Origin of the sequence: Meridianimaribacter flavus (genome assembly GCF_004366715.1) — a bacterium.
Classification (GTDB): Bacteria; Bacteroidota; Bacteroidia; order Flavobacteriales; family Flavobacteriaceae; genus Gaetbulibacter_B; species Gaetbulibacter_B jejuensis.
Map to the genome: position 1 here is coordinate 412,619 of NZ_SOQZ01000002.1, position 25,467 is coordinate 438,085.

At 32.0% G+C, this 25,467-nt stretch carries 24 protein-coding genes; 15 read left to right on the forward strand and 9 right to left on the reverse strand.

Features of this window, described 5'->3' with window-relative positions; translation table 11 throughout:
• The first annotated feature begins 12 nt into the window (after positions 1-12).
• From A8975_RS06715 to A8975_RS06740, 6 genes are all read left to right on the forward strand, one after another.
• Entirely contained in the window at positions 13-879 is an 867-nt protein-coding gene (locus tag A8975_RS06715; RefSeq protein WP_129760314.1) for a TraB/GumN family protein, read from the forward strand.
• A 244-nt stretch (positions 880-1,123) separates the two neighbouring features.
• On the forward strand, positions 1,124-1,786 hold the full coding sequence (gene deoC, locus A8975_RS06720; RefSeq protein ID WP_134199276.1) for a deoxyribose-phosphate aldolase: 663 nt from the start codon (positions 1,124-1,126) through the stop codon (positions 1,784-1,786).
• Between the two features lie 90 nt (positions 1,787-1,876).
• Positions 1,877-2,386, forward strand: coding sequence for a histidine phosphatase family protein (locus A8975_RS06725; protein ID WP_134199278.1), 510 nt, complete (start codon positions 1,877-1,879; stop codon positions 2,384-2,386).
• Between the two features lie 48 nt (positions 2,387-2,434).
• Positions 2,435-2,893 (forward strand): SsrA-binding protein SmpB, encoded by a 459-nt coding sequence (gene smpB, locus A8975_RS06730; protein WP_129760317.1) that lies wholly within the window; start codon positions 2,435-2,437, stop codon positions 2,891-2,893.
• A 115-nt stretch (positions 2,894-3,008) separates the two neighbouring features.
• Positions 3,009-5,474 carry a DUF5686 and carboxypeptidase regulatory-like domain-containing protein gene (locus tag A8975_RS06735; RefSeq protein ID WP_134199280.1) on the forward strand — a complete coding sequence of 822 codons (2,466 nt, stop codon included), beginning with the start codon at positions 3,009-3,011 and terminating at the stop codon, positions 5,472-5,474.
• Positions 5,475-5,487: 13 nt separating this feature from the next.
• Positions 5,488-6,015 carry a hypothetical protein gene (locus tag A8975_RS06740; protein WP_134199282.1) on the forward strand — a complete coding sequence of 176 codons (528 nt, stop codon included), beginning with the start codon at positions 5,488-5,490 and terminating at the stop codon, positions 6,013-6,015.
• Between the two features lie 163 nt (positions 6,016-6,178).
• Here A8975_RS06740 and A8975_RS14550 read toward each other — a convergent pair whose 3' ends face one another.
• Together A8975_RS14550 and A8975_RS06750 are read right to left on the reverse strand one after the other, a co-directional pair.
• Positions 6,179-7,138, reverse strand: a complete 960-nt coding sequence (locus A8975_RS14550) for a hypothetical protein (protein ID WP_166667454.1) — start codon at positions 7,136-7,138, stop codon at positions 6,179-6,181.
• 12 nt (positions 7,139-7,150) lie between these two features.
• Entirely contained in the window at positions 7,151-7,792 is a 642-nt protein-coding gene (locus A8975_RS06750) for a protein-L-isoaspartate(D-aspartate) O-methyltransferase (protein ID WP_129760321.1), read from the reverse strand.
• A gap of 142 nt (positions 7,793-7,934) precedes the next feature.
• Here A8975_RS06750 and A8975_RS06755 point away from each other — a divergent pair, with 142 nt between their 5' ends.
• From A8975_RS06755 to miaA, 9 genes are all read left to right on the forward strand, one after another.
• A complete protein-coding gene (locus A8975_RS06755) occupies positions 7,935-8,894 on the forward strand; it encodes a Gfo/Idh/MocA family protein (RefSeq protein ID WP_131507111.1) in 960 nt (319 codons plus the stop codon).
• A gap of 76 nt (positions 8,895-8,970) precedes the next feature.
• The gene (locus A8975_RS06760; RefSeq protein WP_134199287.1) at positions 8,971-9,858 is read left to right on the forward strand and encodes a 3-hydroxyacyl-CoA dehydrogenase family protein; all 888 of its coding nucleotides are present in this window, start codon (positions 8,971-8,973) and stop codon (positions 9,856-9,858) included.
• 8 nt (positions 9,859-9,866) lie between these two features.
• Positions 9,867-10,328, forward strand: coding sequence for a YcxB family protein (locus A8975_RS06765; protein ID WP_134199289.1), 462 nt, complete (start codon positions 9,867-9,869; stop codon positions 10,326-10,328).
• A gap of 1 nt (position 10,329) precedes the next feature.
• On the forward strand, positions 10,330-11,568 hold the full coding sequence (locus tag A8975_RS06770; protein ID WP_134199291.1) for a DUF1015 domain-containing protein: 1,239 nt from the start codon (positions 10,330-10,332) through the stop codon (positions 11,566-11,568).
• Positions 11,569-11,598: 30 nt separating this feature from the next.
• Positions 11,599-12,273, forward strand: coding sequence for a YggS family pyridoxal phosphate-dependent enzyme (locus tag A8975_RS06775; protein ID WP_134199294.1), 675 nt, complete (start codon positions 11,599-11,601; stop codon positions 12,271-12,273).
• A gap of 68 nt (positions 12,274-12,341) precedes the next feature.
• The gene (locus A8975_RS06780; RefSeq protein WP_131507118.1) at positions 12,342-13,712 is read left to right on the forward strand and encodes an exonuclease domain-containing protein; all 1,371 of its coding nucleotides are present in this window, start codon (positions 12,342-12,344) and stop codon (positions 13,710-13,712) included.
• Entirely contained in the window at positions 13,713-15,674 is a 1,962-nt protein-coding gene (locus tag A8975_RS06785; protein ID WP_134199296.1) for a DUF3857 domain-containing protein, read from the forward strand.
• Positions 15,675-15,754: 80 nt separating this feature from the next.
• Entirely contained in the window at positions 15,755-16,600 is an 846-nt protein-coding gene (locus A8975_RS06790; protein WP_131507122.1) for an ion transporter, read from the forward strand.
• Positions 16,593-17,501, forward strand: coding sequence for a tRNA (adenosine(37)-N6)-dimethylallyltransferase MiaA (gene miaA / locus A8975_RS06795; protein WP_134199298.1), 909 nt, complete (start codon positions 16,593-16,595; stop codon positions 17,499-17,501). The genes A8975_RS06790 and miaA overlap by 8 nt, the downstream gene beginning before the upstream one ends.
• Positions 17,502-17,539: 38 nt before the next feature.
• Here the strand turns inward: miaA and A8975_RS06800 are convergent, their stop codons facing one another.
• The 7 genes from A8975_RS06800 to A8975_RS06830 all read right to left on the reverse strand — a co-directional run bounded on the left by A8975_RS06800 (position 17,540) and on the right by A8975_RS06830 (position 25,440).
• A complete protein-coding gene (locus A8975_RS06800; RefSeq protein ID WP_129760330.1) occupies positions 17,540-18,250 on the reverse strand; it encodes a response regulator transcription factor in 711 nt (236 codons plus the stop codon).
• Between the two features lie 2 nt (positions 18,251-18,252).
• Positions 18,253-19,821, reverse strand: a complete 1,569-nt coding sequence (locus A8975_RS06805; protein ID WP_243832956.1) for a sensor histidine kinase — start codon at positions 19,819-19,821, stop codon at positions 18,253-18,255.
• An 83-nt stretch (positions 19,822-19,904) separates the two neighbouring features.
• Positions 19,905-20,483, reverse strand: a complete 579-nt coding sequence (gene coaE, locus A8975_RS06810; protein WP_134199300.1) for a dephospho-CoA kinase — start codon at positions 20,481-20,483, stop codon at positions 19,905-19,907.
• The gene (locus A8975_RS06815; protein WP_134199302.1) at positions 20,480-21,448 is read right to left on the reverse strand and encodes a CdaR family protein; all 969 of its coding nucleotides are present in this window, start codon (positions 21,446-21,448) and stop codon (positions 20,480-20,482) included. Before A8975_RS06815 ends, coaE begins: the two co-directional genes overlap by 4 nt.
• Positions 21,441-22,451: a glycosyltransferase gene (locus tag A8975_RS06820; RefSeq protein ID WP_134199304.1), complete on the reverse strand. Its 1,011-nt coding sequence runs from the start codon at positions 22,449-22,451 to the stop codon at positions 21,441-21,443. Before A8975_RS06820 ends, A8975_RS06815 begins: the two co-directional genes overlap by 8 nt.
• A gap of 74 nt (positions 22,452-22,525) precedes the next feature.
• Positions 22,526-23,593: a T9SS type A sorting domain-containing protein gene (locus A8975_RS06825; RefSeq protein ID WP_134199306.1), complete on the reverse strand. Its 1,068-nt coding sequence runs from the start codon at positions 23,591-23,593 to the stop codon at positions 22,526-22,528.
• A gap of 134 nt (positions 23,594-23,727) precedes the next feature.
• Entirely contained in the window at positions 23,728-25,440 is a 1,713-nt protein-coding gene (locus tag A8975_RS06830; protein ID WP_134199308.1) for an FG-GAP-like repeat-containing protein, read from the reverse strand.
• Positions 25,441-25,467 lie beyond the last annotated feature (27 nt).

Sequence of the window (25,467 nt, forward strand, 5' to 3'; positions counted from 1 at the left end):
AAAAACACAATTATGAGACACTTTACTTTTCTTTTACTGTTTGCAGTTAGTTTACTTTCAACAACTAGCACTGCTCAAACCCTTGAAAAATCTTTACTTTGGGAAATTTCTGGAAACGGATTAGAACAACCTTCTTATCTGTATGGAACCATTCACATGACCTGTGATGCTTCTTTAGATGCTAATATCAAAAAAGCCTTAGACGACACATCACTCCTAGTTTTAGAAGTAGATATGGACGACCCTTCTATGGCAATGAAAATGGCAAACGATATATATATGAAAGATGGTAAAACCCTCAAGGATTTAGTGAGTGCTGAAGACTACACAATTCTTAGTGACTTTTTAAAAACACAAACAGGAATGCCTGCTGAAATGATTGGTAACATCAAACCGTTTTTTATAACAGCTATGATGTATCCAAAACTTTTAGACTGTGCAGCAGTACAATCGTTTGAAAACGAACTTATGAAAATAGCTCACGAACAAGAAGAAGAAGTTTTGGGTCTAGAAACTGTAGAAGAACAAATGGCAGTTTTTGATCAAATTCCTTATAAAGACCAAGCACAGGACTTATTACGATCAGCTAAAGACAATATGAGTTTTGATAAAGCTGCTTTTCAAAAAATGATGGCGCTTTATGTTGAAAAAGATATTGAAGGACTTGCTAAACTTATGGAAGAAGATGTTAATCTTACCAATACTAAGCACAAAGATGTCATTTTAGACAACAGAAACAAAAACTGGATTGCTAAAATAGAAGACTTCGCTAAACAGCAACCTACTTTTTTTGGTGTTGGTGCAGGACATTTACCTGGAGAAAATGGAGTGATAAAATTATTACAGAAAAAAGGCTACACAGTAAAACCTATAATGTAAAAAAAACAACATTCTCATTATCAATACAAAACCTCTTTTATAGAGGTTTTTTTATTGAAAACATTAGGAAACTTTAACGTCAACACAATAAAACTTTAGGTTTTTGCATTAAAATATATAAGATTATTTTACTAAATTTGAATTGCTATTAGTCCTCAATTTACATAAACTGTATTATTAACCTTTACTCACAGGTTCCCTCATGATTATGAAGAACTGTGAATAATACTATTAACCTACATCCATGAAGATCAATAAATATATTGACCACACTTTATTAAAATCCGATACTACAGAAAGGGATATTATCGACTTATGCAATGAAGCCAAGGAGCATCAGTTTTTTTCTGTATGTATTAATAGCAGCTACGTAGCGTTAGCAAAACAATTATTAGAACGAAGCAGTGTAAAGATTTGCTCTGTTATTGGGTTTCCTCTTGGAGCAATGAGCACCGAAGCTAAAGTATTTGAAGCTAAAGACGCTATTGAAAAAGGAGCTGATGAAATTGATATGGTAATTAATATTGGTTACCTAAAAAGCAAAAACTATGTTGCGGTATTTAAAGACATAAGCGATGTTAAACTTGCTATTGGAAGAATACCTTTAAAAGTAATTATAGAAATTAGCGAACTTTCAAAAAATGAGATTATTAAAGCCAGTGAAATTTGCTTAGATGCTAAAGTAGATTTTATTAAAACCTCTTCTGGTTTTACAAAAAGTGGAGCTACACTTACTGCTGTAAAAATCATAAAAAAGACTGTACGCGATAATGCTAAAATTAAAGCCTCTGGTGGCATTAGAGATTACGAAACTGCAAAAAAATATATTGATGTAGGTGCTGATAGAATAGGCACATCCGCTGGAGTTGATATTATTAATGGCTCCTTAGCAACTGCCAACTACTAGCAGCTACAAATCAAAACTTTAACATATATTTATTATAGCGAATGGTGATTACCCTATATTTTTGGTAATCATCATTTGTTTTTATTTAGTATGAAATATGTTTTACTCCTAGTATTCACTTTTGGTTTAATACCAATGGTAAATGCTCAAGACGTTTCCCCTTCTGAAATTACAACCTACTATTTTATTAGACATGCAGAAAAAGACACTAGCGACTCTAGTAATAGAAATCCGCATTTAACCAAAGAAGGACAATCAAGAGCTGTAAAATGGAGTACTGTGCTTTCCAATATCAAATTAGATGCAGTATACTCTACCAACTACCACAGAACAATAGAAACCGCACAACCCTCTGCTTCAAAACACAATTTGGAAATCACAACCTACGATCCTTTTAAAATGGATAAAAAAGCATTTATCGAAAACACCAAAGGCAAAACCGTATTGGTTGTAGGACACAGCAATACAACACCTATGTTTGCAAACATAATTATTGGTGAAGAGGTTTACAAGCAACTAGATGAAAGTAATTACACATCATTATTCATTGTAACGGTTACAAATGGTGTTGCTTCACATCAATTATTGACTATAGAGTAAGCTTAGTTTCTTTTGGTAAATGCAAAAAAAGCGTAGCTTTGTGCTCCTATGCAAAAACCAGTAAACATAAAAAACAAAAGAGCCAAGTTTGAGTATGAAATTCTTGATACTTACACTGCTGGTATTGTATTAACTGGTACCGAAATAAAATCTATTAGAGATAGTAAAGCGTCTATTGCAGAAAGTTTTTGCGAATTTAATGACAAAGGCGAGCTTTTTGTTATTAACATGACCATACAAGAATATGTGTATGGCAACTACTACAACCATAAACCAAAGGCTGAACGCAAATTATTACTCAACAAAAGAGAGCTTAAAAAACTAGAACGCGAAGTAAATGTAAAAGGAAACACTATTGTTCCTTTGCGAGTATTTATTACCGAAAAAGGCTTAGCTAAAGTAGAAATTGCTTTAGGAAAAGGTAAAAAACTATACGACAAACGCGATACGATTAAAGACAGAGACAATAAGCGAAATCTTGATAGAATTAAGAAAATTTATAAGTAATTTAGGATAGTTTAACAATTACAGCTAAAAATTATAGCTATGTTTGATGTTCTTAAGGCAACCTTTTTATAAAAAAGTGCGTCTATTATTATAGAAACCATCAATCAACAACCTAATGAAACAAAAATTACTTCTTGCCCTTTGCTTTTTTACCGCTTACACCTCATTCGCTCAAATACAAGGTACAGTTACCGATAAAAACAACAAAGCGTTACCTTTTGTAAACATTTACATTGAAAACACTTACACAGGAACCACCAGTAATACTGAAGGTTACTACGAGCTAAACCTGACCAAAACAGGAACTCATACTGTTGTTTTTCAGTTTTTAGGCTATAAAACTTTAAAAAAGAAGGTTGACATCAGCAGTTTTCCATACACTTTAGATGCAGTACTAATTGACGAGGAAATAACACTTAACGAAGTAGTTATTAATTCCGAAGAAAATCCTGCCAATAAAATTATTAGGCAAGCAATCGCTAAGCGAAAAGAAAACCTTGAAAAAATCCAAAGCTACAAAGCCGATTTTTACTCACGAGGTTTAATTAGAATTAAAAACGCTCCTGAGAAAATACTAGGACAGGAAATTGGTGATCTTGGTGGTGGACTCGATTCTACAAGAAGTGGTGTTATTTACCTTTCAGAAACGGTTTCAAAACTAGAATTTTTAAGACCTAACAGGTTAAAAGAAAAAATAATAGCTTCAAAAGTTAGTGGAGACGATAATGGTTTTAGCTTTAACAATGCTATTGATGTAGATTTTGAAATTTATGATAATACTATTGAACTTGGTAATCAAATTGTTTCTCCTATTGCAAACAACGCTTTTGGGTACTACAATTACAAGCTAGAAGGTGTGTTTTATGATGACAAAGGTAATCTCATTAATAAAATTAAAGCGACGCCAAAACGAGACAACGACCCAGTGTTTTCAGGGTTTATCTATATTGTTGAAGACCAATGGACGGTTTATGGAATTGAATTGGATATTACAGGTATTCAAGCAAAAATTCCTGCTGCTGACAAAATAACCATCACTCAAAACTACTCCTACTCTCAAAACTATGCTATTTGGGCAAAAATTTCTCAGGTTATTGATTTTCAATATGGCTTATTTGGTATAAAAGGAGATGGTCGTTTTACTGCGGTTTACAGCAATTACAGTTTTAATACAGATTTAACCCAAAAAGATTTTGGCAGAGAAATAGTCTCTTTTGAAGACGAAGCCAATAAAAAAGATTCTACCTACTGGAAAACACTAAGACCAGTTCCGCTTACCGACGAAGAAGTTTTAGACTATCAAAAGAAAGACAGCATTCAAGTGGTTAGAGACTCCAAAACCTACAAAGACTCAGTAGATGCTGTAAACAACAAGTTTAAATTAGGCGATATTCTTTCAGGTTACAATTATTCAAACACTTATGAAAACTGGAGTGCTGGTATCACTTCGCCAATATCAAAAATAAGTTTTAACACTGTTCAAGGTTGGAATGCAAATGTTGGTGGTTATTTCAGAAAAAACTATGATGACTATAAAAGATATTTAAGCATAAACGGAAACCTAAATTATGGTTTTAGTGACGACAGATTAAGAGGAACGCTTAGCGCAACTTATAAGTTTAATGATGTTAGCAGACCATTTTTATCGGTTTCTGGAGGTGTTGTTGTGCAGCAATTCAATTCTAGCGAACCTATTTCTAATCTGCTCAATTCAGCATATTCGCTATTAGCAGAAAAGAACTACATGAAGCTGTATGACTTAAGCTATGTTAATGTAGCCTTTTCTGACGAAGTTTTTAATGGACTAAGACTTAACGCAAGCCTAAGCTACCAACAACGAAAAGCATTGTTTAACACTACAGACCAAGCTTGGTCTCCGCAAGATGACAGAGATTACACTAGCAACAACCCAATAGATCCAACAGCTTATGGTGTTGCTCCTTTTGAAACACACAACATTATAAAAGCGAGTCTTGATGCAAGAATAAACTTTGACCAAGACTACTTAAGTTATCCTGATAGTAAATACAATATCCCAAACAGAAAGTTCCCAACGCTTTACTTAGGCTATGAAAAAGGGTTTTCGGCTTCAGTAGATGATTACAATTTTGACCAAGTAAAAGCAAGACTTACCCAAAGCTTTAATATTGCCGATAAAGGCCTATTTCAATACAACATAAAAGCAGGTAAATTCTTTAATGCTGATGATATTGCGTTTATGGATTTCCAACACTTTAATGGTAACCAAACCCATATTGGACAAGGTTCATACTTAAATGTTTTTAATAATTTACCTTACTATACTGCAAGTACAAACGATTCATACTTAGAAATGCATGCTGAACACGATTTTAATGGGTTTATCCTTGGGAAGATTCCGTTATTAAACAAGCTCAATTTCAATTTAATAATTGGTGCACACAACCTTGCAACACCAGACAACAAACCTTATCAAGAATATACCATTGGTATAGACAATATTGGTTTTGGGAAGTTTAGATTTTTACGACTGGATTATTTACGTTCCTACCAAAGCGGATTTCAAAGTGATGCCATTTTGTTTGGTCTCAAGTTTTTTTAATTACTTTTGAAGTATGAATAAATTTTGCACTATTTTGTTTGTGTTGATAGCGTTTTCAACACAAGCACAAGACATCGCTACAGTTCCTGATTATACTAAAAATGTGAAATCGCTAGACTCTATTGTTACGACCTTGTACAAGGTTATTTCAGGCGAAAAAGAAGAAGAGCGCAATTGGGACCTTTTTAAATATTTATTTAAACCTGAGGCTAAACTTATAGCATCTACAAAACCCAAAGACAGTATTTACAGAGTGCGCTACATGTCGCCTCAAGACTATATAAAGTCATCAGCAAAATGGTTGGTTGAAAATGGTTTTATTGAAAAAGAAATTCATAGAAAAACCGAAACCTTTGGCAACATTACTCATGTTTTTAGTACTTATGAAGCCTATCATAGCAAGTTAGACAGTAAACCGTTTATGAGAGGTATTAATAGCATACAATTGCTTTACGACGGAAAACGTTGGTGGATTATTAATTTATATTGGGCAAAAGAAACTGCTAAAAACCCTATACCTAGTATTTATTTACGAGATTAATGTTTTTTGATGCTCTGATCGTTTAAAAACTAACGGTCTCGTGTATAATTTCGTTGCGTGATTTAGTACTTAACTTTGCAAGTACATACCAGACTGAAAATCCTCTCGGATTTTCAGAAGTAGGCAAGAACGAGCAATTACTTATAGCCATTGTTGGCAATAGTTATTTTTCTATAACTTCTATGATTTCATTATTTTCCTCAGAGAATACAAATCCTTTCATTCCTCTTCCAGCTCTTCTAATAAAGATTCCGCTATCTAATTGTTTATGTTCTATTATATTAAAGCCATATGAATAAAAAGGATAAATACCTTCTGAATCCAATTTGTGAACTTTTTGATTTTGAACTGTATCAGACAAATAAACAAAAGTGTCAATTGAATTGAAGATACAAACACCTTTATCTAGATTAGTTAAATATGATAATGTTTCAGTCTTGAATTTTAATTTGCTTGAATCGAAACAGTATAGTCCATTTTGATAATAACCGTTTATATTTTTATCAGAGTAAAATTCTATTTTTTCTTCTTTAAGTTCTGCAAGCAAAGCTGAATTTTCGGATTGGGTTATAGTTCTAATGAGCTCAGTTTCCATTCCGAAATAAGAAATTTCATCAATTTTACTGTCAAAATCGTCATAAGGATAATCATATTTTGATTTTCTTAAATTAGAATCAAATTCATTCGTTATGCAATATTCTATAAGCTTTAGAGTATTCCAGATATCAAATTCACTATTTAGCTGTCTAATACAAATAGCAGATTTACCATTTTTAAATTTATAACTTTCCTTTTGCCATTTTTTGATGTATTGTAAATCTTCATTTATTAGATAAATTTTATTAGGATTTCCATTTTCAACAATAGTTAGAGGTGGAAATTGAGTAGTATAATCATGGCGAAATTCAAGTATTATTGTGTCTTTATAAGATAGTCTTTCAGATAGTTCTTGAGCTAATTTTCCAATCAATTCAACATCAATTGTAGAGCCATAATTTTCCCATGCGGTTTTGACAAATGTCTTTATGTTGCCAAAGTTCTTTTGATAGTATTTGTCTTTATGAAATCCATATATGTTTATGGAAAACATAAATACTAATATGATTATGACGTTTTTTTTCATAATTATCGCCAACTAGTTTTTATCTTCAAGCATTGGCACAAACCTAAACTCACCAAACTCTCTTTGCTCAAAGTCTTTTGGCCCTTTTCTAACAAACAAGGTCATGGTTTGCACATCCTCTCCTACAGGAATCACCAAACGTCCACCAATTTTTAATTGACCCAACAAGGCTTTAGGCACCATTGGTGCTCCAGCAGTTACAATAATACTATCAAAAGGAGCTTCTTCTTTTAAGCCTTTATAACCATCACCAAAAATTAATTTTTTAGGTCTGTAACCTAGTTTTGGTAAAAACTTGCTAGTAATTTTAAACAACTCTAATTGGCGTTCAATACTATACACAGTAGCTCCTAACAAACATAACACAGCAGTTTGGTAACCACTTCCCGTGCCTATTTCAAGTATTTTGTGTCCTTTTTCTACTTGTAGTAATTCGGTTTGAAAAGCTACAGTATAAGGTTGCGAGATAGTTTGGTTTGCAGCAATTGGGAACGCTTTATCCTGATAGGCATGGTCTAAAAAACCAGAATCCATAAATAAATGTCTTGGTATTTTTCCAATAGCCTTTAAAACGTTGTCGTTTGTAATACCTTTTTCTTTAATGGTATTAACCAATTGTTGTCGTAATCCTTGATGCTTAAATGTATCTTTCAATGTATGGCAGGTTTTCGTTGCTAAGGTAATTCAAACCCAAAAAAGTTCAAAGTCTAAAAGTTGAAGTTTAACCATTTTTTCTAATTTCTAATCTAGAATTTCTAAAACTAAAATCTTATTTTTGTTAAAAACGTAAAAAACAATGCTAAAAGCAGGTGTACTTGGTGCTGGTCACTTAGGTAAAATTCATTTAAGACTTCTCAAACAATCTGAAAAATATGACCTTGTAGGGTTTTATGATGCTGATGAAGCCAACGCAAAAAAGGTAGAAGCTGAGTTTGGTTATAAATATTTTAATTCTATTGACGCGCTTATTGATGCGGTTGATATGGTAGATATTGTTACGCCAACTCTTTCGCATTATGATTGTGCAAAAAAAGCAATAGCTAAAGGCAAACATATATTTATTGAAAAGCCTATTACCAATACTGTAGAAGAAGCTGAACATATAAGAGAGTTGTTAGCGCAACACGATATTCGTGGACAAGTTGGACATGTGGAGCGCTTTAATCCAGCGTTTACAGCTATTAAAGATAAGCTAGAAAACCCAATGTTTATTGAAACGCATCGTTTGGCTGAGTTTAATCCTAGAGGAACTGATGTTCCTGTGGTATTGGACTTAATGATTCATGATATTGATATCATTTTAAGCGTCGTAAAATCTAAAGTTAAAGCTATTTCGGCAAGTGGAGTTTCGGTAATTAGTGACACTCCAGATATTGCCAATGCAAGAATAGAGTTTGAAAACGGTTGTGTTGCAAACCTAACCGCAAGTAGAATATCGCTTAAAAACATGCGTAAAACACGCTTTTTCCAAAAAGACGCTTACATTTCAGTGGACTTTTTAGAAAAAAAATGTGAGGTCGTAAAAATGAAAGATGCACCTGAAACTCCAGGTGATTTTGATATGATTCTTCAAAATGCTGAAGGCATCAAAAAGCAAATCTATTTTGACAATCCTGAAGTTGCCAATAATAATGCTATACTAGACGAACTAGAAACGTTTGCTCATGCCATCACTACCAATACAACACCAGTTGTAACCTTACACGATGGTACTGAAGCCTTACGTATAGCTACAATGATTATTGAGCAGTTTTAAATGGAACTCTTAATTTTTTTAAACTAACAGATAACAAATACTTCTGCTTTCGCAGGAACAAAAATTAATTTTATTTATGAAAAATGTCGCTGTCATAGGAGCTGGAACCATGGGAAATGGTATTGCACATACTTTTGCTCAAAGTGGTTTTAAAGTGAACTTAATAGACATTAGTGAAGCTTCACTTAAAAAAGGAATGGATACCATCTCTAAAAACTTAGACCGAATGGTAGCTAAAGAAAAAATTACTGAAGCTCAAAAAGAAGAAACTCTAGGCAATATTTCAACATTTACAAGCATTACTGATGGTGTTAAAGACACGAGCTTAGTGGTTGAAGCTGCTACCGAAAATGTAGATTTAAAACTTAATATTTTTAAGCAACTAGACGAAGCTTGTCCTAAAGACACTATTTTAGCAACAAACACATCATCAATTTCCATAACGCAAATAGCTGCTGTAACCTCAAGACCAGAACAAGTAATTGGTATGCACTTTATGAATCCTGTACCAATTATGAAATTGGTTGAGATTATTAGAGGTTATAATACTAGCGATGACGTTACCAATACTATTATGGAACTCTCAAAAACCTTAGGGAAAGTTCCTGTTGAGGTTAATGATTATCCTGGTTTTGTGGCTAACCGTATTTTAATGCCAATGATAAACGAATCTATTGAAACGCTTTACAACGGAGTTGCTGGTGTAACCGAAATAGATACTGTAATGAAATTAGGTATGGCACATCCTATGGGACCACTTCAATTAGCTGATTTTATTGGCTTAGACGTGTGTTTATCTATTTTAAACGTCATGTATGATGGATTTAAAAACCCAAAATACGCACCTTGTCCATTACTTGTTAATATGGTACAAGCAGGAAAATTAGGCGTGAAATCTGGTGAAGGGTTTTATGATTATTCAGAAAGTAGAAAAGCTGAAACCGTTGCGAAGCAGTTTGTTTAACGTTCTATATGATTAAAACAAAACCTTATAGTTTATCAAAAAAAGAATACGCCAAAATCGTAATTAAAAAACGATTTAAAAAATCTTGGTGGATTTATTCATTACTTATAATTACTGCTTTATTTCATATTAAAAATTTTGGTCAAGATAATTTCTCTACTTTTTATGTCATATTTGCTTTCACATATCCATTAGCAATATTTGTATGGCTTTATTTTTGGGCTATATCAAAAGACAATAAACCAATTTTTGAAAAAGCAGAACTAGAGTTTAATGAGTCTCACATAGTTATTAAAAGAGCTGGTCTTGAATCAAAAATTCCCTTTAATAAAATAGATAAAGTAATACCAGAAAAAGGATATTGGATGCTATATATTTCTAAAAGAGAATTTTTACATGTAAACAAAGATATTTTTTACTCTAATGATGACTATTCAATGTTTTGTAAATTAATAAATCAAGAGGCTTAATATGGCAAAAATAATCCCTTTTAAAGCTGTTCGTCCTACAAGAGACAAAGTGAGTTTGGTGGCATCTCGCTCTTACCAAACCTATACACAAGCTGAAAGGGAAGCACGATTGGATTATAATCCGTTTTCATTTTTACATATTGTAAATCCAGGGTATAAATACGACAGGGAAATTTCTGGAATTGAACGCTATAAACTGGTGAAAAATCGCTATTTAGAGTTTAAGGAAGATAACATTTTTGTACAAGACCAAACCAATTGTTTTTACGTTTATAAAATTGTAAATCGTGAAGGTCAAGTTTTTAATGGCATTGTAGCTGCGGCAAGTGCTGAAGATTACGAAAACAACGTGATACGAAAGCACGAAGACACTATTGTTCATAGAGAGCATGTGTTTAAAGACTACTTAAAAACGGTTGGTTTTAATGCAGAACCTGTACTCCTCACCTATCCTGATAATAGTACAATTCAAAACCTAATTTCAAACATACAGCAACAACGCGCTGAGTTTGAATTTACAACAACATACAGAGACACACATTATCTTTGGATGATTGACAACCAAAACACTATTAACACCATTCAAGAGGAGTTTAAAAACATGCCTACAGTGTATATTGCTGATGGTCATCATAGGTCTGCATCATCTTATTTGCTGTATAAAGATTTGAAAGAAAACAGCACAAACCACAATGGCTCTGAAACTTATAATTATTTTATGAGTTACCTGATTCCCGAGTCTGAATTGCAAATTCATGAATTTAACAGAGTTGTGAAAGACCTTAACGGATTAACCAAAGAGGAGTTTTTAATTCAGTTAGATGCTATTTACCGAATTGAAAACAGAGGCATTATGCCATACAAACCCTCTAAAAAACATCATTTCAGCATGTATTTAGATGGTGAGTTCTACTCACTGTATCTTAGAAAATCGCTTTATGATTTTAAATCGTCGTTAGATGCTCTTGATACTCAAATTTTATATAAAACCATTCTACAGCCTATTTTAGGAATTGACGATTTACGTAACGATTCTAGAATTACCTATATCAACGGAAAAAAAGATATTGTTAATTTAAAGAGCTGTATTGACAATGGTGAATTTGCTGTTGGTTTTGGTATGATTCCTGTGGATATTGAAGACATGAAGCAAATTGCTGATGATGGACTTAAAATGCCACCAAAAAGTACGTTTATAGAACCCAAAATACGTAGTGGTGTAACTATTTATGAGTTTTAAAACCATTTTATAAAAAGTATTGAAACAATAATGACAATTTCAGAACATCTAAATACATTAAAATCTCAACTTCCTGAACATGTTACTTTGGTAGCTGTTTCAAAAACCAAACCTGTAAGCGCTATTACGGAAGCTTACAATTGCGGTCAACGCATTTTTGGTGAAAATAAAATTCAGGAAATGGTTGACAAACACGAGCAATTGCCAAAAGATATTGAATGGCATATGATTGGTCATGTTCAGCGAAATAAAGTAAAGTATATGGCTGATTTTGTTAACCTCATTCATGGTGTAGACAGCTTTAAGTTACTTAAAGAAATAAACAAACAAGCTCAAAAACACAATAGAACTATTAATTGTTTACTTCAAATTAAAATTGCAGAAGAAGACAGTAAATTTGGTATGTCTGCAAACGACGCTAAAGCATTAATAACTTCTGAAGCATTTTCAACACTACAAAACGTTTGTATTACTGGAGTAATGGGTATGGCGACTTTTACTGAAGATACCAATCAAATTGAAAAAGAGTTTAAGTTCCTAAAAACTACATTTGAAGCATTAAAGCCGCTTCAAACTGAAAATTGTAACCTACAAACCATCTCAATGGGAATGAGTGGCGATTATGAACTTGCCATTAAAAACGGAAGTACCATGATTAGAGTTGGAAGTAGTATATTTGGAGCTAGAAATTACAGTGAGCAGTGAGCAGTGAGCAGTGAGCAGTGAGCAGTGAGCAAAACTATTTTTAACTTTTAACTTTTAACTTTTAACAAATTTACGCAATACTCGACATAGAAACTACTGGTGGAAAGTACAATGAAGAAGGTATAACCGAAATTGCAATCTACAAATTTGATGGTCATAAAGTAGTTGATCAGTTTATAAGTCTTGTAAATCCTGAGCGAGAAATTCAACCTTTTGTAGTAAACCTTACAGGCATTAATAGCAACATGCTCAAAAATGCTCCTAAGTTTTATGAGGTTGCTAAACGTATTGTTGAAATAACCGAAGATTGTATTATTGTTGCTCACAATTCGCAGTTTGATTATCGTATTTTAAAAACCGAATTTAAGCGTTTGGGTTTTGGTTACAAGCGAAAAACGTTGTGTACTGTAGAGTTATCTAAAAAGCTTATTCCTGGTCAAGAGTCGTATAGCTTAGGCAAACTTACCAGATCATTGGGAATACCTGTAAGCGACAGACATAGAGCTGCTGGTGATGCTATGGCAACTGTAAAGTTGTTTAAAATGTTATTGACCAAAGACCTTGAAAAATTTATTGTTCAAGATGCAATACAAGTTGAAGCAAAATCAAAACTAAAACCTAGTTTAAAGCGTATAATTGACGAACTTCCTAACAGTACTGGAGTCTATTACATACACAATGAAGATGGTGAAATCATTTACATTGGCAAGAGCAACAATATAAAAAACCGAATTAGCCAACATTTTACCAACACCAGTTCTAAGTCTAAAAAAATTCAACTACAAACAGCAGCTGTAACTTATGAAGAAACTGGCAGTGAACTTATTGCCTTACTAAAAGAATCTCAGGAAATAAAAAAGAACAAGCCTTTATTTAATAGAGCTTTACGCAGACACATTTTTAATTATGCGCTATATAGTTTTACTGATGACAATGGTTACATTAACCTAACTATTGACAAAGCCGATGGTAGAAAGCATGCAATTACCACATTTAGTAATAAGCAAAGTGCAAAACATTTTATCTTTAAAGCTATTGAAGAATTTCAACTTTGTCAAAAGCTTTCTGGTGTATATCCAACAAAAAGTAATTGCTTTAACTATACTATAAAACAATGCTCAGGAGCTTGTATACAAGAAGAAGATGTTACTGACTACAACAATCGTGTAAAGCAATTAATTGATAAAAACAGTTACACAAACAAGAATATGCTTATTATTGATAAAGGACGAGAAGTTGATGAGCGTAGCGTAGTATTGATAAAAAACGGATTGTTCAACGGTTTAGGACACTTCAATTTAAACTATCAAATTACCAATATGGATGTATTAGAGTCTTTAATCACTCCAATGGAAAACAATAGAGACTCTCAGCATATTATTCAAAACTACTTACGAAAAAACAAGAATCTAAAAATCATCAACCTTAATCAACACTAAATGAAATACTTCGCTTTAGTACTTGTATTTTTTACTTCTTTTACATTTAATGGTCAGTCTGTTTTTAACTCCGAAGGCGCATCTGTAACAAAAGCAGATCTAGAAACAAATTATTACGAAAAGGACTCGACTGCTAATGCTTTGGTTATTTATGAATATGGTAACAGCTATATAGATAAAAATAGTTTTAAACTTAAAACCGAAATCACTAAAAAGGTAAAGATTTTTAACCGAAACGGATTTGATAAAGCCAATTTGGAAATATTTCTATACAACAACAAAAACAAAAAGGAAAAAGTATCTGATTTAAGAGCTACCACATACAATATTGAAAATGGTTCGGTCACTAAAACTAAACTTAAAAACAGTGAAATATTTGAAGAAAAATATAACGAAAACTATACTATAGTAAAATCTACTTTTCCAAATATTAAGGAAGGTTCTGTAATTATTTATAGTTACACATTAGAGTCTCCATTTGTTTTCAAATATAAAGGATGGAGCTTTCAAGAAAATATTCCTAAACTTTATAGCGAGTATAATACTAGCATTCCTGGTAACTACGAATACAACATTAAACTGGTTGGGTTTTTAAAACTGTTTCACCAAGACAGCAACATAAGGCACAACTGCTTATCAGTTGGAAATGGTGGTTATGCTAATTGTACAGATACAAGATATATAATGAAAGATATACCAGCCTTTATTGAAGAAGATTACATGACCACAAAAAGTAATTATTTATCTAGGATTGAATATGAACTTAAAGTGTTTAGAGGTTTTGATGGAAGAGTTGATAATATCACAAAAAACTGGAAAACGACAGATAAAGAACTAAAAACAGATAATAACATAGGTCGTCAATTAGGAAAAAGTGGTGGTTTAAAAAATTTACTAAGCGATAGTATCATAAATGAAAATGACGAACTAAAAAAAGCCTCTAAAATTCTCGAGTACGTACAAAACAATTATACGTGGAATGGAAAACACAACCTGTTTAAAGACACTTCAGTAAAAAATTTAATAAAGGAAAAATCTGGTAGTGCTTCAGAAATCAATATCCTACTTCATAACTTACTTGAAGAAAATGACATCAATGTTAAACCTGTTTTAATTTCTACTAGAAATAATGGATTGCCTACTAAGCTTTTCCCAGTAATCTCTGAATTTAATTATCTTATTGTAGCTGCAACCATTAACAACGAGCAGTACTTTTTAGACGCTACTGATGAATACTTATCCTTTGGAGAAATACCATTTAAATGTTTAAATCACTACGGAAGATTATTAGACTTCAAAGATGCTAGTTCATGGATAGATATTAGTGATGAAAAAGTATCTTCAAGATTTTATAAAGCTGAGCTTAGCATAGATGCTGAAGCTAACATTTCAGGAATAATTTCTTCAAAATCCACAGGATACCATGGGTTACCTTTAAAAAGAAGCTACTACTCTAATAGCAATCAGTACTTAGATTATTTTAAAGAAACCTATGTAAACCTTGACTTCTTAGACCATAAAGTACTCAGCGAAAGAAAAACCAGTTATGAATTTGAAGAAGAGTTTGAAATTGTTTACGAAAGTGATATAACTGCTAATAACATTTATTTAAATCCGTTTTTATTTAAATTCTTCACAGAAAACCCTTTTAAACTACAAGAAAGAACTTACCCTATTGATTTCGGCTATAAAGATGCTTACTTATATATGCTAAGGCTCGAAATTGGTGACGCTTATGAGATTTTAGAAACTCCTGAAGACTGTGTTTTAAAGCTACCAAACAATACTGGATCACTTACCTTTACAACAACTGTAAATGAGAATTCTGTTTTGTTATATTTTAAATTTAATTTTACTCAGTCTTATTACGAACCTCAATATTATGATAGTTTAAAAACCTTTTTTGGGAAAATAGTTGATGTTCAAAAAAACTCACTTATTTTATTAAAGAAAAAGCAATAATAATAAGTAAATTAAGAAAGAGCAGAGTACTCAACAGCATTCAACTATAATTTTGTAGATTTGGTATTTAGCGTCAATAGATAATAAAAGTGAAATCAAAATTTGATATTTTTAGACAAAAGGTGCACATCATAATTTATGGCACCAACACTGTAGCAGGAAAAGCTTTTGATATTGTCCTGCTTGGTCTAATTTTACTAAGTGTTCTTATGGTGATGCTAGAAACCGTTGACTCTGTTGACGAAAGGTATCACAACGTGCTTTTAATTTGTGAATGGGTTATAACGGTATTTTTCACTATTGAATATATCCTCAGGATTATTTCCATTAAAACACCATCTAAATACATTTTTAGCTTTTATGGAATTATCGACTTTATAGCAATTCTACCAATGTACCTATCGTTCTTTTTTGGTGGTGCACAAATTTTATCCGTAGTAAGAGCATTAAGGCTTTTACGTATTTTCAGAATTTTAAACTTAGTACACTTTACTGGTCAAGCCTCAGAACTTCGTTTAGCCATTAAAACAAGTAGAACCAAAATAATTGTTTTCATCTATTTTGTACTCGTAGTTTGTGTGCTTTTAGGTTCATTAATGTATGTTATTGAAGGCGAGGTTAATGGTTTTACAAGTATTCCTGTGAGTATCTATTGGTGTATTGTAACACTAACAACTGTTGGTTATGGAGATATACATCCTGTTACTCCAACAGGTCAGGTTATTGCTTCGCTAATCATGATTTTGGGTTATGGCATCATTGCTGTTCCTACAGGAATTGTTACTGCTGAATTTGCTCAAAACAGAAAGAAAAAAGGATTATTTACTTTAGAAAAAGATTATCCTTGTCCTAATTGTGGTGTTGACGACCATAAGCAAAAAGCCGATTTTTGTTACAACTGTGGCAATAAGCTAGAACATGAGTAAATATCTAATCTCCATTGTTGGTCCTACTGCTATTGGCAAAACCGCTTTAAGTATTAAACTAGCTACACATTTTAATACCGAAATAGTATCGGCTGATTCCAGACAATTTTTTAAAGAAATGCAAATAGGTACTGCTGCTCCAACAGCAGACGAATTGAGCACAGCAAAACACCATTTTATTCATCATAAAAGCATTGAAGACAACTACAATGTAGGTGCTTTTGAGGTTGATGCTATTACAAAACTTTCTGAATTATACCAAACACATGATGTTGTTATTATGGTTGGTGGTTCTGGTCTTTATGTTGATGCTGCTACCAAAGGTTTGGATGAGTTTCCTAATGTAAAACCAGAAATTAGAGAACAACTTAACACAGTACTAGAAACTAAAGGACTAATTACCTTACAAGAACAATTAAAAGAATTAGACCTTGACGCATATAACACCATAGCCCTTGAGAATCCGCATAGAGTAATAAGAGCTTTAGAAGTTTGTATTGGTTCAGGCAAACCCTACTCTTCTTTTTTGAACAAAAATAAAAAGCAGCGACAGTTTAAAACCATTTCAATAGGACTTACTGCTGACAGAGAGATAATTTATAATAGAATAAACTCTCGTGTAGATATTATGGTTAAAGAAGGCCTTCTAGAAGAAGCTAAAGCTTTGATACCAAAACAGCATTTAAACGCATTAAACACAGTAGGCTATAAAGAGCTTTTCAATTATTTTAATAGCGAATGGACTTTAGACTTTGCCATTTCAGAAATAAAAAAGAACACAAGGCGTTTTGCAAAACGCCAATTAACTTGGTTTAAAAAGAATAAAGACACCTTTTGGTTTGACTACCAAACCAATGTCAATGAGATCATAGCTACAATTGAGCGCAATATAAAATCATAAAAAAAGCCTATCAAAATCGATAGGCTTTCTTATATAATTTATGCGTTTTGATTGACAACCAACCTAAACCCTTCTCCATGTATGTTTAAAATTTCAACATTTTCATCAGGTTTTAAGTATTTACGTAGTTTAGCTATGTAAACATCCATACTTCTTGAAGTAAAGTAATTGTCGTCTCTCCATATCTTGGTCAATGCTAATTCTCTTGGCATTAAATCGTTTTCATGTAAAGCCAATAAACGTAATAATTCGTTTTCTTTTGGAGAAAGCTTAACAGGTTCTCCTCCATTAAATTTTAAGAAACGTAATTTAGAGTTTAAGTCAAACTTACCAATCTTAAATTCAAATTGTTTGCTATCAGCTACAGAGTCTGTTGCTTTACGCTGCATAATTGCTTTAATTTTCATAAGCAATACTTCACTGTCAAAAGGTTTGTTTAGGTAATCGTCTGCTCCTACTTTATATCCTTTTAAAACATCTTCTTTCATAGCTTTAGCAGTTAAGAAAATGATTGGAACATCAGCGTTTTTTTCGCGAATTTCTTTAGCAAGCGTAAATCCATCCTTATAAGGCATCATGACATCAAGAATACATAAATCGAAATCGTCTTTTTTGAATTTCTCAAAACCTTCCATTCCGTTTTTAGCATGAACAACTGTATATTCGTTCATGGTTAAGTAATCCTTTAATACAGTTCCAAAATTTGGATCGTCTTCTACTAATAGAATTTTCTTATTTAGTTCTTCCATAATTATGATATTAGTGGCAGCTTAATTGTAAATACACTACCTTTTCCTTTTTCACTTTCTACTGATATATGACCTTGATGGTCTTCTACTATTCTTTTTACGTAAGCCAAACCTAAACCATGACCTTTTACATTATGAACATTTCCTGTATGCTCTCTATAAAACTTTTCAAAAACACGTTTTTGAACTTGTTTTGACATTCCGTTACCTTGGTCGGCTATTTTTAATAGTATGTTATTGCCTACATTTTCTGTATACACATCTATTTTTGGTGCATCGTCACTATACTTTATAGCGTTATCTAAAATGTTTACAATAACATTGGTAAAATGACTTTCATTAGCTAAGACAGATGATTTAGAAGCTTCTAAATGCGTTTTTACATAACCTTTTCTATCTTCAACTATCAACTCTACATGTGTAATTGCGTCTTCTACTAAGTCGTGCAACTTTACTCTATCCTTACTAATGTTAAGTTCATTCTTTTCTAGTTTAGATATACGCAAAACGTTTTCAACTTGGGCATGCATACGCTTGTTTTCGTCTTTTATCATTCCCAAATAGCGCATCACCTTTTCTTGGTCGCCAATTATTTTTGGGTTTTTAATTGAATCTAAAGCCAAATTAATTGTTGCTATTGGCGTTTTAAATTCGTGCGTCATGTTATTGATAAAGTCTGTTTTTATCTGTGATATTTTACGTTGCTTTATCAACTGATAAACAGCACTTGAATATGCCACAATAATAATTGTTGTAAATATTATTGAAAGCAACAACATTTTTAAAATGGTTGAAAACAAAAACTTATTACGCTCAGGAAAATCGACATAAAGTCTATAATCACTTTCTCCATTATTATCTAAAAATACGGGAACACCAAGTGTAGCACTCGATACTTCAAAATCATCAGACTGTACTTTGGTAGCCAAATCTTTATCATAAATAGCAAACTCAAAATTGATATCAATACCATTATTTTTAAGTTGCTTTTTTAAAAAACCTGAAACCTCTTCGCTGGTAATTCGTTTATAAACCGGAATATTTTTAAAACGCTCTCTTGTAGCTGCAATAAAATGTGCTTGCTGCAAAGGCGACATAGATTGTATATTTTGAAATGATTTTTCAGGACTAATCTTAAATTCTCCTGTTAAATTATTATTGCTATATACCTTAGTTTCTTGATTGCTTTGTACCCTGTTTAAACTTATACTATCTAAACCTATTTCAAAGAACAATGATGGGATTTTATAGCTTTCTTCTAAAATACCGTTTCTAAAAATTACGGTTTCGTTATTAGCGTTATCTTGATACTTAAGGATTATTTCAGACAGTGCTGTAGTATCAGGCTTACCTCCTTTTTCTATAAACTCTTGAAGTTTATTATCAAAAACAGCGAACTCTTTGTCTTCAATTGCTTTTGAAACAAAACTTAACGAACGTTTTACATTTAAGGTAAACTGATTTTTTTCATTTATAAGCGTATTATTAATAAAATATGCTTGAACGAAAATAATCCCTATGAGTGATAAACTCATTAAAACCACCATTAAAATGAATAGCTTTTTGCCCATCGTTCAAATTTAAGATTTTAACATTTAGTTTTTGTACCCTTTAACCTTACATTAACAAAAATGTTAAAATTTGAGTTGTTGACTTACTTTATCAATGATTTGTGAATTTTTAAAACCTGAGCTTTTGTATCTTTAATACTGTTATTAACTATCACAAAATCAGATTTTTTAATTTTTTCTTCGTCACTTAACTGGTTATTGACTATTGCCAAAACTTTTTCTCTTGAAGTATTATCGCGTTGTAACACACGATTTATGCGTTCTTCTAAATCTGCAGTAACCAAAACGATACAATCGTATTGAGATTGCATACCTTCTTCAAAAATGATAGCTGCTTCTTTAATAACATATGCACCATTCTGCTTTTTAAGCCAACGCTTAAAGTGCGCACCTACTTTTGGATGCACAATAGCATTCATTTGTTCAAGCAGTTCTTTGTTATTAAATATTTTTGAAGCAATATAAGGTCTATTTAAGGCTTCGTTAGTGTAAGCCTTTTCACCAAAAAGCGCAATCAACTTTCTGCGGATAACCTTAGACCTATTCATTAATTTTTTAGCTTCAACATCAGCGATATAAATAGACACACCTAATTCAGAAAACAATTTAGCAACTGTTGTTTTCCCACTACCAATACCACCTGTAAGACCTACAATTTTCATTCTACTAAGATAAAATCTACTTTGCTTTGTTTTATTTTGGCATTTTTAACCACATTAGGTAACCTGGTAATTTTAGGCGTTAAGAACGTACGATTGCTTCCTGAAACTTCATTGTAATCACATTCTACTCTAAAATCTTGTAATTTAATTTCCTTAAAGTTTTTTAAAGGTAAATAATACAATACAGATACGGTTTTAGGGAAAAAATTTACTGTGGCATTATTAGGCGTATTATTTATATTCAACGGTACTTCTATTGTACCTTCAGTAAACTTTTCAACATCTCCAGTTATTGTGACTTTATTTTCTGATAGTTTGATGTTATAATCAACCTCTGGCAAAAGCACATTAACTGTTGAGTTGATATTAGATTTTACATCTTTTAAAGTAAGTGATTTGGTATTTATAAACTCTATGTTATCAATTACATTTTGAGGTGCAATAACATTTATTGTATCTGGAGAAACCGTTAAACCGTTCAGTAAATCGTACCCTGAAGAGAATGAAATTTTAGAATCTACAACTACAGGTACTTTTTTAACTGCTAACGTTTGAAACGAAAACTTTAAAGTATCTGGTTTTATTGATACAACCTCAACTTTATCTCCTAACTGAGGTTTTATATTATGGACAGTTGTATTAGGTACCCAAATATAATGGTCGTCAACCAAGCTTAGATCTTTTTCAAAATCTACTTTTAAAGAATGATCTGAAAAGTATAAAGGCATTAAATTAAACCCATGAGAGTTCATCACTACATTTACATTGGCTGAGTCATTTTTTGTTAACACATAATGCTCAGGAACATTTGAAAATTTAATTGCAAAATTAACCGACTCAGTATACTCTTTGGATAGTTTTGAAATTACCAAAAACAAAAATGCTAAAAGCAGAAACAACCCAAACACATTGAGTTTTTTACTCTTTATTGACTTTAGCAGTTTATGTTTTAGTTTACTAACCATGCATAAAAAATAAATGAGGAAATACCTGCTCTGGAGTTTTCTTAGTGAACTTTAAAGCTAATGTAGACTTTAAAAACCCATAACCATAACCAAAAAACTGTATTGCTATTGCAATAATAGCTTGTATAGCTACAACCAAACTTTTGGAGCTAATTAATGCTAAAATAAAGGCTACTATAAAATATAAAGCATATAATTTTAGTCCTAAGTCAATTCCTAAACCAAACAAAATTATTGAAGCTAAAAAACCTAAGCAAAACAATGTTGGTAGCCAATAAACTAGTTTTGCTGTTTTAGGATGCCATTGGTTTAAAATAGGTCTAACCAATCCAAACTTATTGACTTGCTTGTAAAATTTAGACCAAGAAATTCGGCGTTTGTGATATACAAATGCCTCATTAATTAATTTAGTTTTAAAACCTAAATTAATTAACCGTATTGACAAATCAGGGTCTTCACCTGGATGAATTACACCAAACCCTCCTGAAGCTTCAAATGCAGCCTTAGACAATCCCATATTAAAACTTCGTGGTTGAAACTTATCTACTTTTGTCTTCCCTCCTCTTATTCCACCAGTAGTAATAAAAGAAGTCATAGCAAAGTTTATAGCTTTTTGTAGTGATGTAAACGACTGGTGAGCCGCATCAGGACCTCCAAAACAGTCAACAAATTCGTTATCTAGACTATTTTTAACCGTTTGTAAGTAATGTTTAGGCAATAAACAGTCTGAATCTAATATGATATAGTAATTTCCCTTTGCCTTTTTCATTCCGAAGTTTCTAGAATCTCCAGGTCCTGAATTAGGTTTAAAGTAATAAGAAATATTCAATCTGTCAATATAAGATGCTACTATTCCTTTACAGTCAATATTAGAACCATCTTCTACAATAACTATTTCAAAGCTAAAATCGCCTTCTAACAAAGTAAAGCTTTCTAAAAGCTCATTAACCTCATCAGGCCTATTAAATACTGGTATTATAAATGAAAAATTAAGTGCATTCATATACCACAAAGGTAATTAAACTAAACACAAAAGCCACCTAATTGGTGGCTTTTGAAATACAATATTTTATATTTTTATTGCTTTATAATTCTGATAGTTTCAGTTACATCATTGATAGTAACTTTTACAAAGTAAGCACCATTGCTTAAGTTGCTCATGCTAACTTCACTTTGTAAACTATTAGGTGCAGTTCTAACAACTTCTTGTCCTAACATGTTGTAAATAGATACATTTTGTATATTGCTTTGAGCTTTTAAATTCAACTCATTTTTAACTGGGTTAGGGAAATAAGTAAAAGCGTTTTCACTCTCAACCTCATCAACTCCTAAAGTATCAGAAGACCAAATCTTCAAATCAAAAGTTTTTCCTGTTGTTGAACCTGGTCCCCATTGAAATACTCTTACATAGTATGTTTCTCCAACAACTAAACTTGTAGAGTTAATTGTTTCTAAAGCTGGTCCTCCTTCTGTATTATCAGCACAACTAACAGCAGACAAACTTCCACAACTTCCAGAGTATAATTCTATTATTCCATCAAAATTATCTAGCTCAAGAGTTAAAGTAACATTAGATGTTAAAGCTTCAAAAGAATACCAAACATCATCATTTGGCGTTCCACCACAGCTTTGTGCAGACATACCTGAACTAGTTGCTGAATCAATAGTTCCTGAAGTTGCACTTGCTGCTCCTGCACTTGCAACACCAGTTTCTTGGATTATAGATTGAGCTGTAGCACAATCATCATTAGAAAGTCCTGTTGAATCTAAGTTTTGTACTGTAGTTACATGACAATTAAAATCAATGTCACATACAGCGTTCTCAGCCCAATGCACTTCAACTTCAACAGCAGTAGACACCCAACTTAATGGTGATGCTCCATGACTTAAAACAGTAGTTCCATCAGCAGCATCGGTTATTGTGATATAACCACCATCTCCATCAAATTGATATTCATCTCCAATATTGAGGTTATCAACAACAGAAAACTCACCAAAGGAGCTACAACTAGAGATTTGTTCAATTGATCCTGAATTCAATGCACTGTAGGTCTCTGTCGGAAATTGACTGGTAAAATTACACTGCGCTTGAACGTAAATATTTGTTAAAAAAAGGCAAAATGCCAATAAAGTAATTTTCTTCATGGTATATTTAGGTATTTGATTAATAACAATATAAATGTATTAAAAAAAGATAAGACAAACTTTTATTAACAATAAATTCGACAAAGAACAAGGTATTTTCGTTAAGTGAATAGTTAGACTTAATTCTAGTTCATTTAGCTTTTAATAATCTTAAAAGACTTTAGGTTATCGTTTATTACCATTTTTATAAAATAACATCCTTTTTCTAAATGTGAAAGATTTAACCTCACTTCACGAGCTAAAGCTTTATATTGCATTAACTCCTGACCTAGAGCATTATATAATGTTACGCATTTTATATTTTGGGCAGATTTTATTATTAACTCATCAGACACAGGGTTATTAAAACTAAAAGTCGTCTGTTCGTTTTCGTTTATTGATAATTGATTTTCTCCTTCTATAATCTCTAAAACTTGATTTGCATTTACATTATCAATAACATCAATAATACCGCTTAACCATGTAACTTTAACATAGTCAACAACTGTATTGTCTGCAAGTCCAAAAATTTCGGTTCCTGAATTTTGAGAGAGATAACCTTCTCCACACAGCGTATATCTATATTGCTTTTCTCCATTAATTGAAATTTCTATTAAAGAACCAATACCATCTCTATTACTAACTGTTCCTTGAAGCTTTACTTTTAGCCAATTATTAGTAGAAACTGTTTGATTACTCCAAACAAAAATATTCTCATTATCTGCATTACTAACGACTATTTCAGGAAATCCATCATTATTTACGTCTCCTATTGCGTTAGAAAAGCTTTGTCTAGTATCGTTCATAAACCCTGTGTTTGATGGTAAACTATAATAACCGCTACCATTATTTTCATAAAAAGCTGCTGATAAAAACCCAGGTACTGAACCATTAAATTCTCCACTTACATATAAGTCTAAATCCATGTCATTTTCTGCATCCAAAAAAACAGCTCCCCAACCTATACTATTAAAAAGCACTCCTGCTGTTGAAGCTACATTGGTAAACATCTCTCCATTATTATTTTGTAACAACACATTTCCACTTGGTGTATTTGTTACATAAATGTCTAACCAACCATCGTTATTATAATCATCTACTGTTACAGACATAGCATCGATGTAAAGATTAGTACCTGTGTTAACACTAACATCAGTAAAAGTTCCGTCTCCATTGTTTTTGTAAAGTACATTTGGGTTATCTACTCTATCGTTAGACACGTAAATGTCTTGCCAACCATCTTTATCATAATCACAAAAAGCAGAGCAGAAAGATAAATCGCTAACTTCTAGTATACCTACAAGATTACTTACATTTACAAATGTTCCATCTCCATTATTTTTATATAAATAATTTGGCACTACACCTGTAACATCTCTATTGCTTAAAAAAACATCAAGATAGCCATCGTTATTATAATCTCCCCAAGATGCACCATAAGTAAAAATATTATTAGTTGGTAAACCACATGTTGAAGTAACTTCTTGAAAGCTCATACTTCCATTATTAACGAAAAGTCTATTTCCTGACACATTACTTGTCACATAAAGGTCTTTATCTCCATCATTATCAATATCAACCCAATTGACTTGTTTTACCTGAGAGGTTATTTGTGGAGAAATTAGAATTTCTTCAACAAAAGTTCCGTTTATATTTTTAAAAAACCGTAAAGGACTTCCTGATTGTGATGGCAATGTTATATCATCCCAACCATCATTATTATAATCGTAAAACGTAATACCGTTTCCTATTGGTGTATCACCACATGAAACACCGAGTCCTAATAAAGATGCATTATCCTCAAAATAAATTTGAGAGAAACTTAAGTTAGCAACCAAAGCTAAGGTAAAAACAAGTGATTTTTTCATAATCAAACATTTATTCTTAAATGTAAT

Coding starts and splice junctions, on each gene's coding strand:
- A8975_RS06800 (WP_129760330.1), bottom strand. CDS start 18,250: ATGGAAGAACTAAATAAGAAAATTCTATTAGTAGAAGACGATCCAAAT.
- A8975_RS06725 (WP_134199278.1), top strand. CDS start 1,877: ATGAAATATGTTTTACTCCTAGTATTCACTTTTGGTTTAATACCAATG.
- A8975_RS06815 (WP_134199302.1), bottom strand. CDS start 21,448: ATGGTTAGTAAACTAAAACATAAACTGCTAAAGTCAATAAAGAGTAAA.
- smpB (WP_129760317.1), top strand. CDS start 2,435: ATGCAAAAACCAGTAAACATAAAAAACAAAAGAGCCAAGTTTGAGTAT.
- A8975_RS06760 (WP_134199287.1), top strand. CDS start 8,971: ATGAAAAATGTCGCTGTCATAGGAGCTGGAACCATGGGAAATGGTATT.
- A8975_RS06735 (WP_134199280.1), top strand. CDS start 3,009: ATGAAACAAAAATTACTTCTTGCCCTTTGCTTTTTTACCGCTTACACC.
- A8975_RS06785 (WP_134199296.1), top strand. CDS start 13,713: ATGAAATACTTCGCTTTAGTACTTGTATTTTTTACTTCTTTTACATTT.
- A8975_RS06830 (WP_134199308.1), bottom strand. CDS start 25,440: ATGAAAAAATCACTTGTTTTTACCTTAGCTTTGGTTGCTAACTTAAGT.
- coaE (WP_134199300.1), bottom strand. CDS start 20,483: ATGAAAATTGTAGGTCTTACAGGTGGTATTGGTAGTGGGAAAACAACA.
- A8975_RS06820 (WP_134199304.1), bottom strand. CDS start 22,451: ATGAATGCACTTAATTTTTCATTTATAATACCAGTATTTAATAGGCCT.
- A8975_RS06770 (WP_134199291.1), top strand. CDS start 10,330: ATGGCAAAAATAATCCCTTTTAAAGCTGTTCGTCCTACAAGAGACAAA.
- A8975_RS06805 (WP_243832956.1), bottom strand. CDS start 19,821: ATGGGCAAAAAGCTATTCATTTTAATGGTGGTTTTAATGAGTTTATCA.
- miaA (WP_134199298.1), top strand. CDS start 16,593: ATGAGTAAATATCTAATCTCCATTGTTGGTCCTACTGCTATTGGCAAA.
- A8975_RS06715 (WP_129760314.1), top strand. CDS start 13: ATGAGACACTTTACTTTTCTTTTACTGTTTGCAGTTAGTTTACTTTCA.
- A8975_RS06765 (WP_134199289.1), top strand. CDS start 9,867: ATGATTAAAACAAAACCTTATAGTTTATCAAAAAAAGAATACGCCAAA.
- A8975_RS06740 (WP_134199282.1), top strand. CDS start 5,488: ATGAATAAATTTTGCACTATTTTGTTTGTGTTGATAGCGTTTTCAACA.
- deoC (WP_134199276.1), top strand. CDS start 1,124: ATGAAGATCAATAAATATATTGACCACACTTTATTAAAATCCGATACT.
- A8975_RS06825 (WP_134199306.1), bottom strand. CDS start 23,593: ATGAAGAAAATTACTTTATTGGCATTTTGCCTTTTTTTAACAAATATT.
- A8975_RS06755 (WP_131507111.1), top strand. CDS start 7,935: ATGCTAAAAGCAGGTGTACTTGGTGCTGGTCACTTAGGTAAAATTCAT.
- A8975_RS06775 (WP_134199294.1), top strand. CDS start 11,599: ATGACAATTTCAGAACATCTAAATACATTAAAATCTCAACTTCCTGAA.
- A8975_RS14550 (WP_166667454.1), bottom strand. CDS start 7,138: ATGAAAAAAAACGTCATAATCATATTAGTATTTATGTTTTCCATAAAC.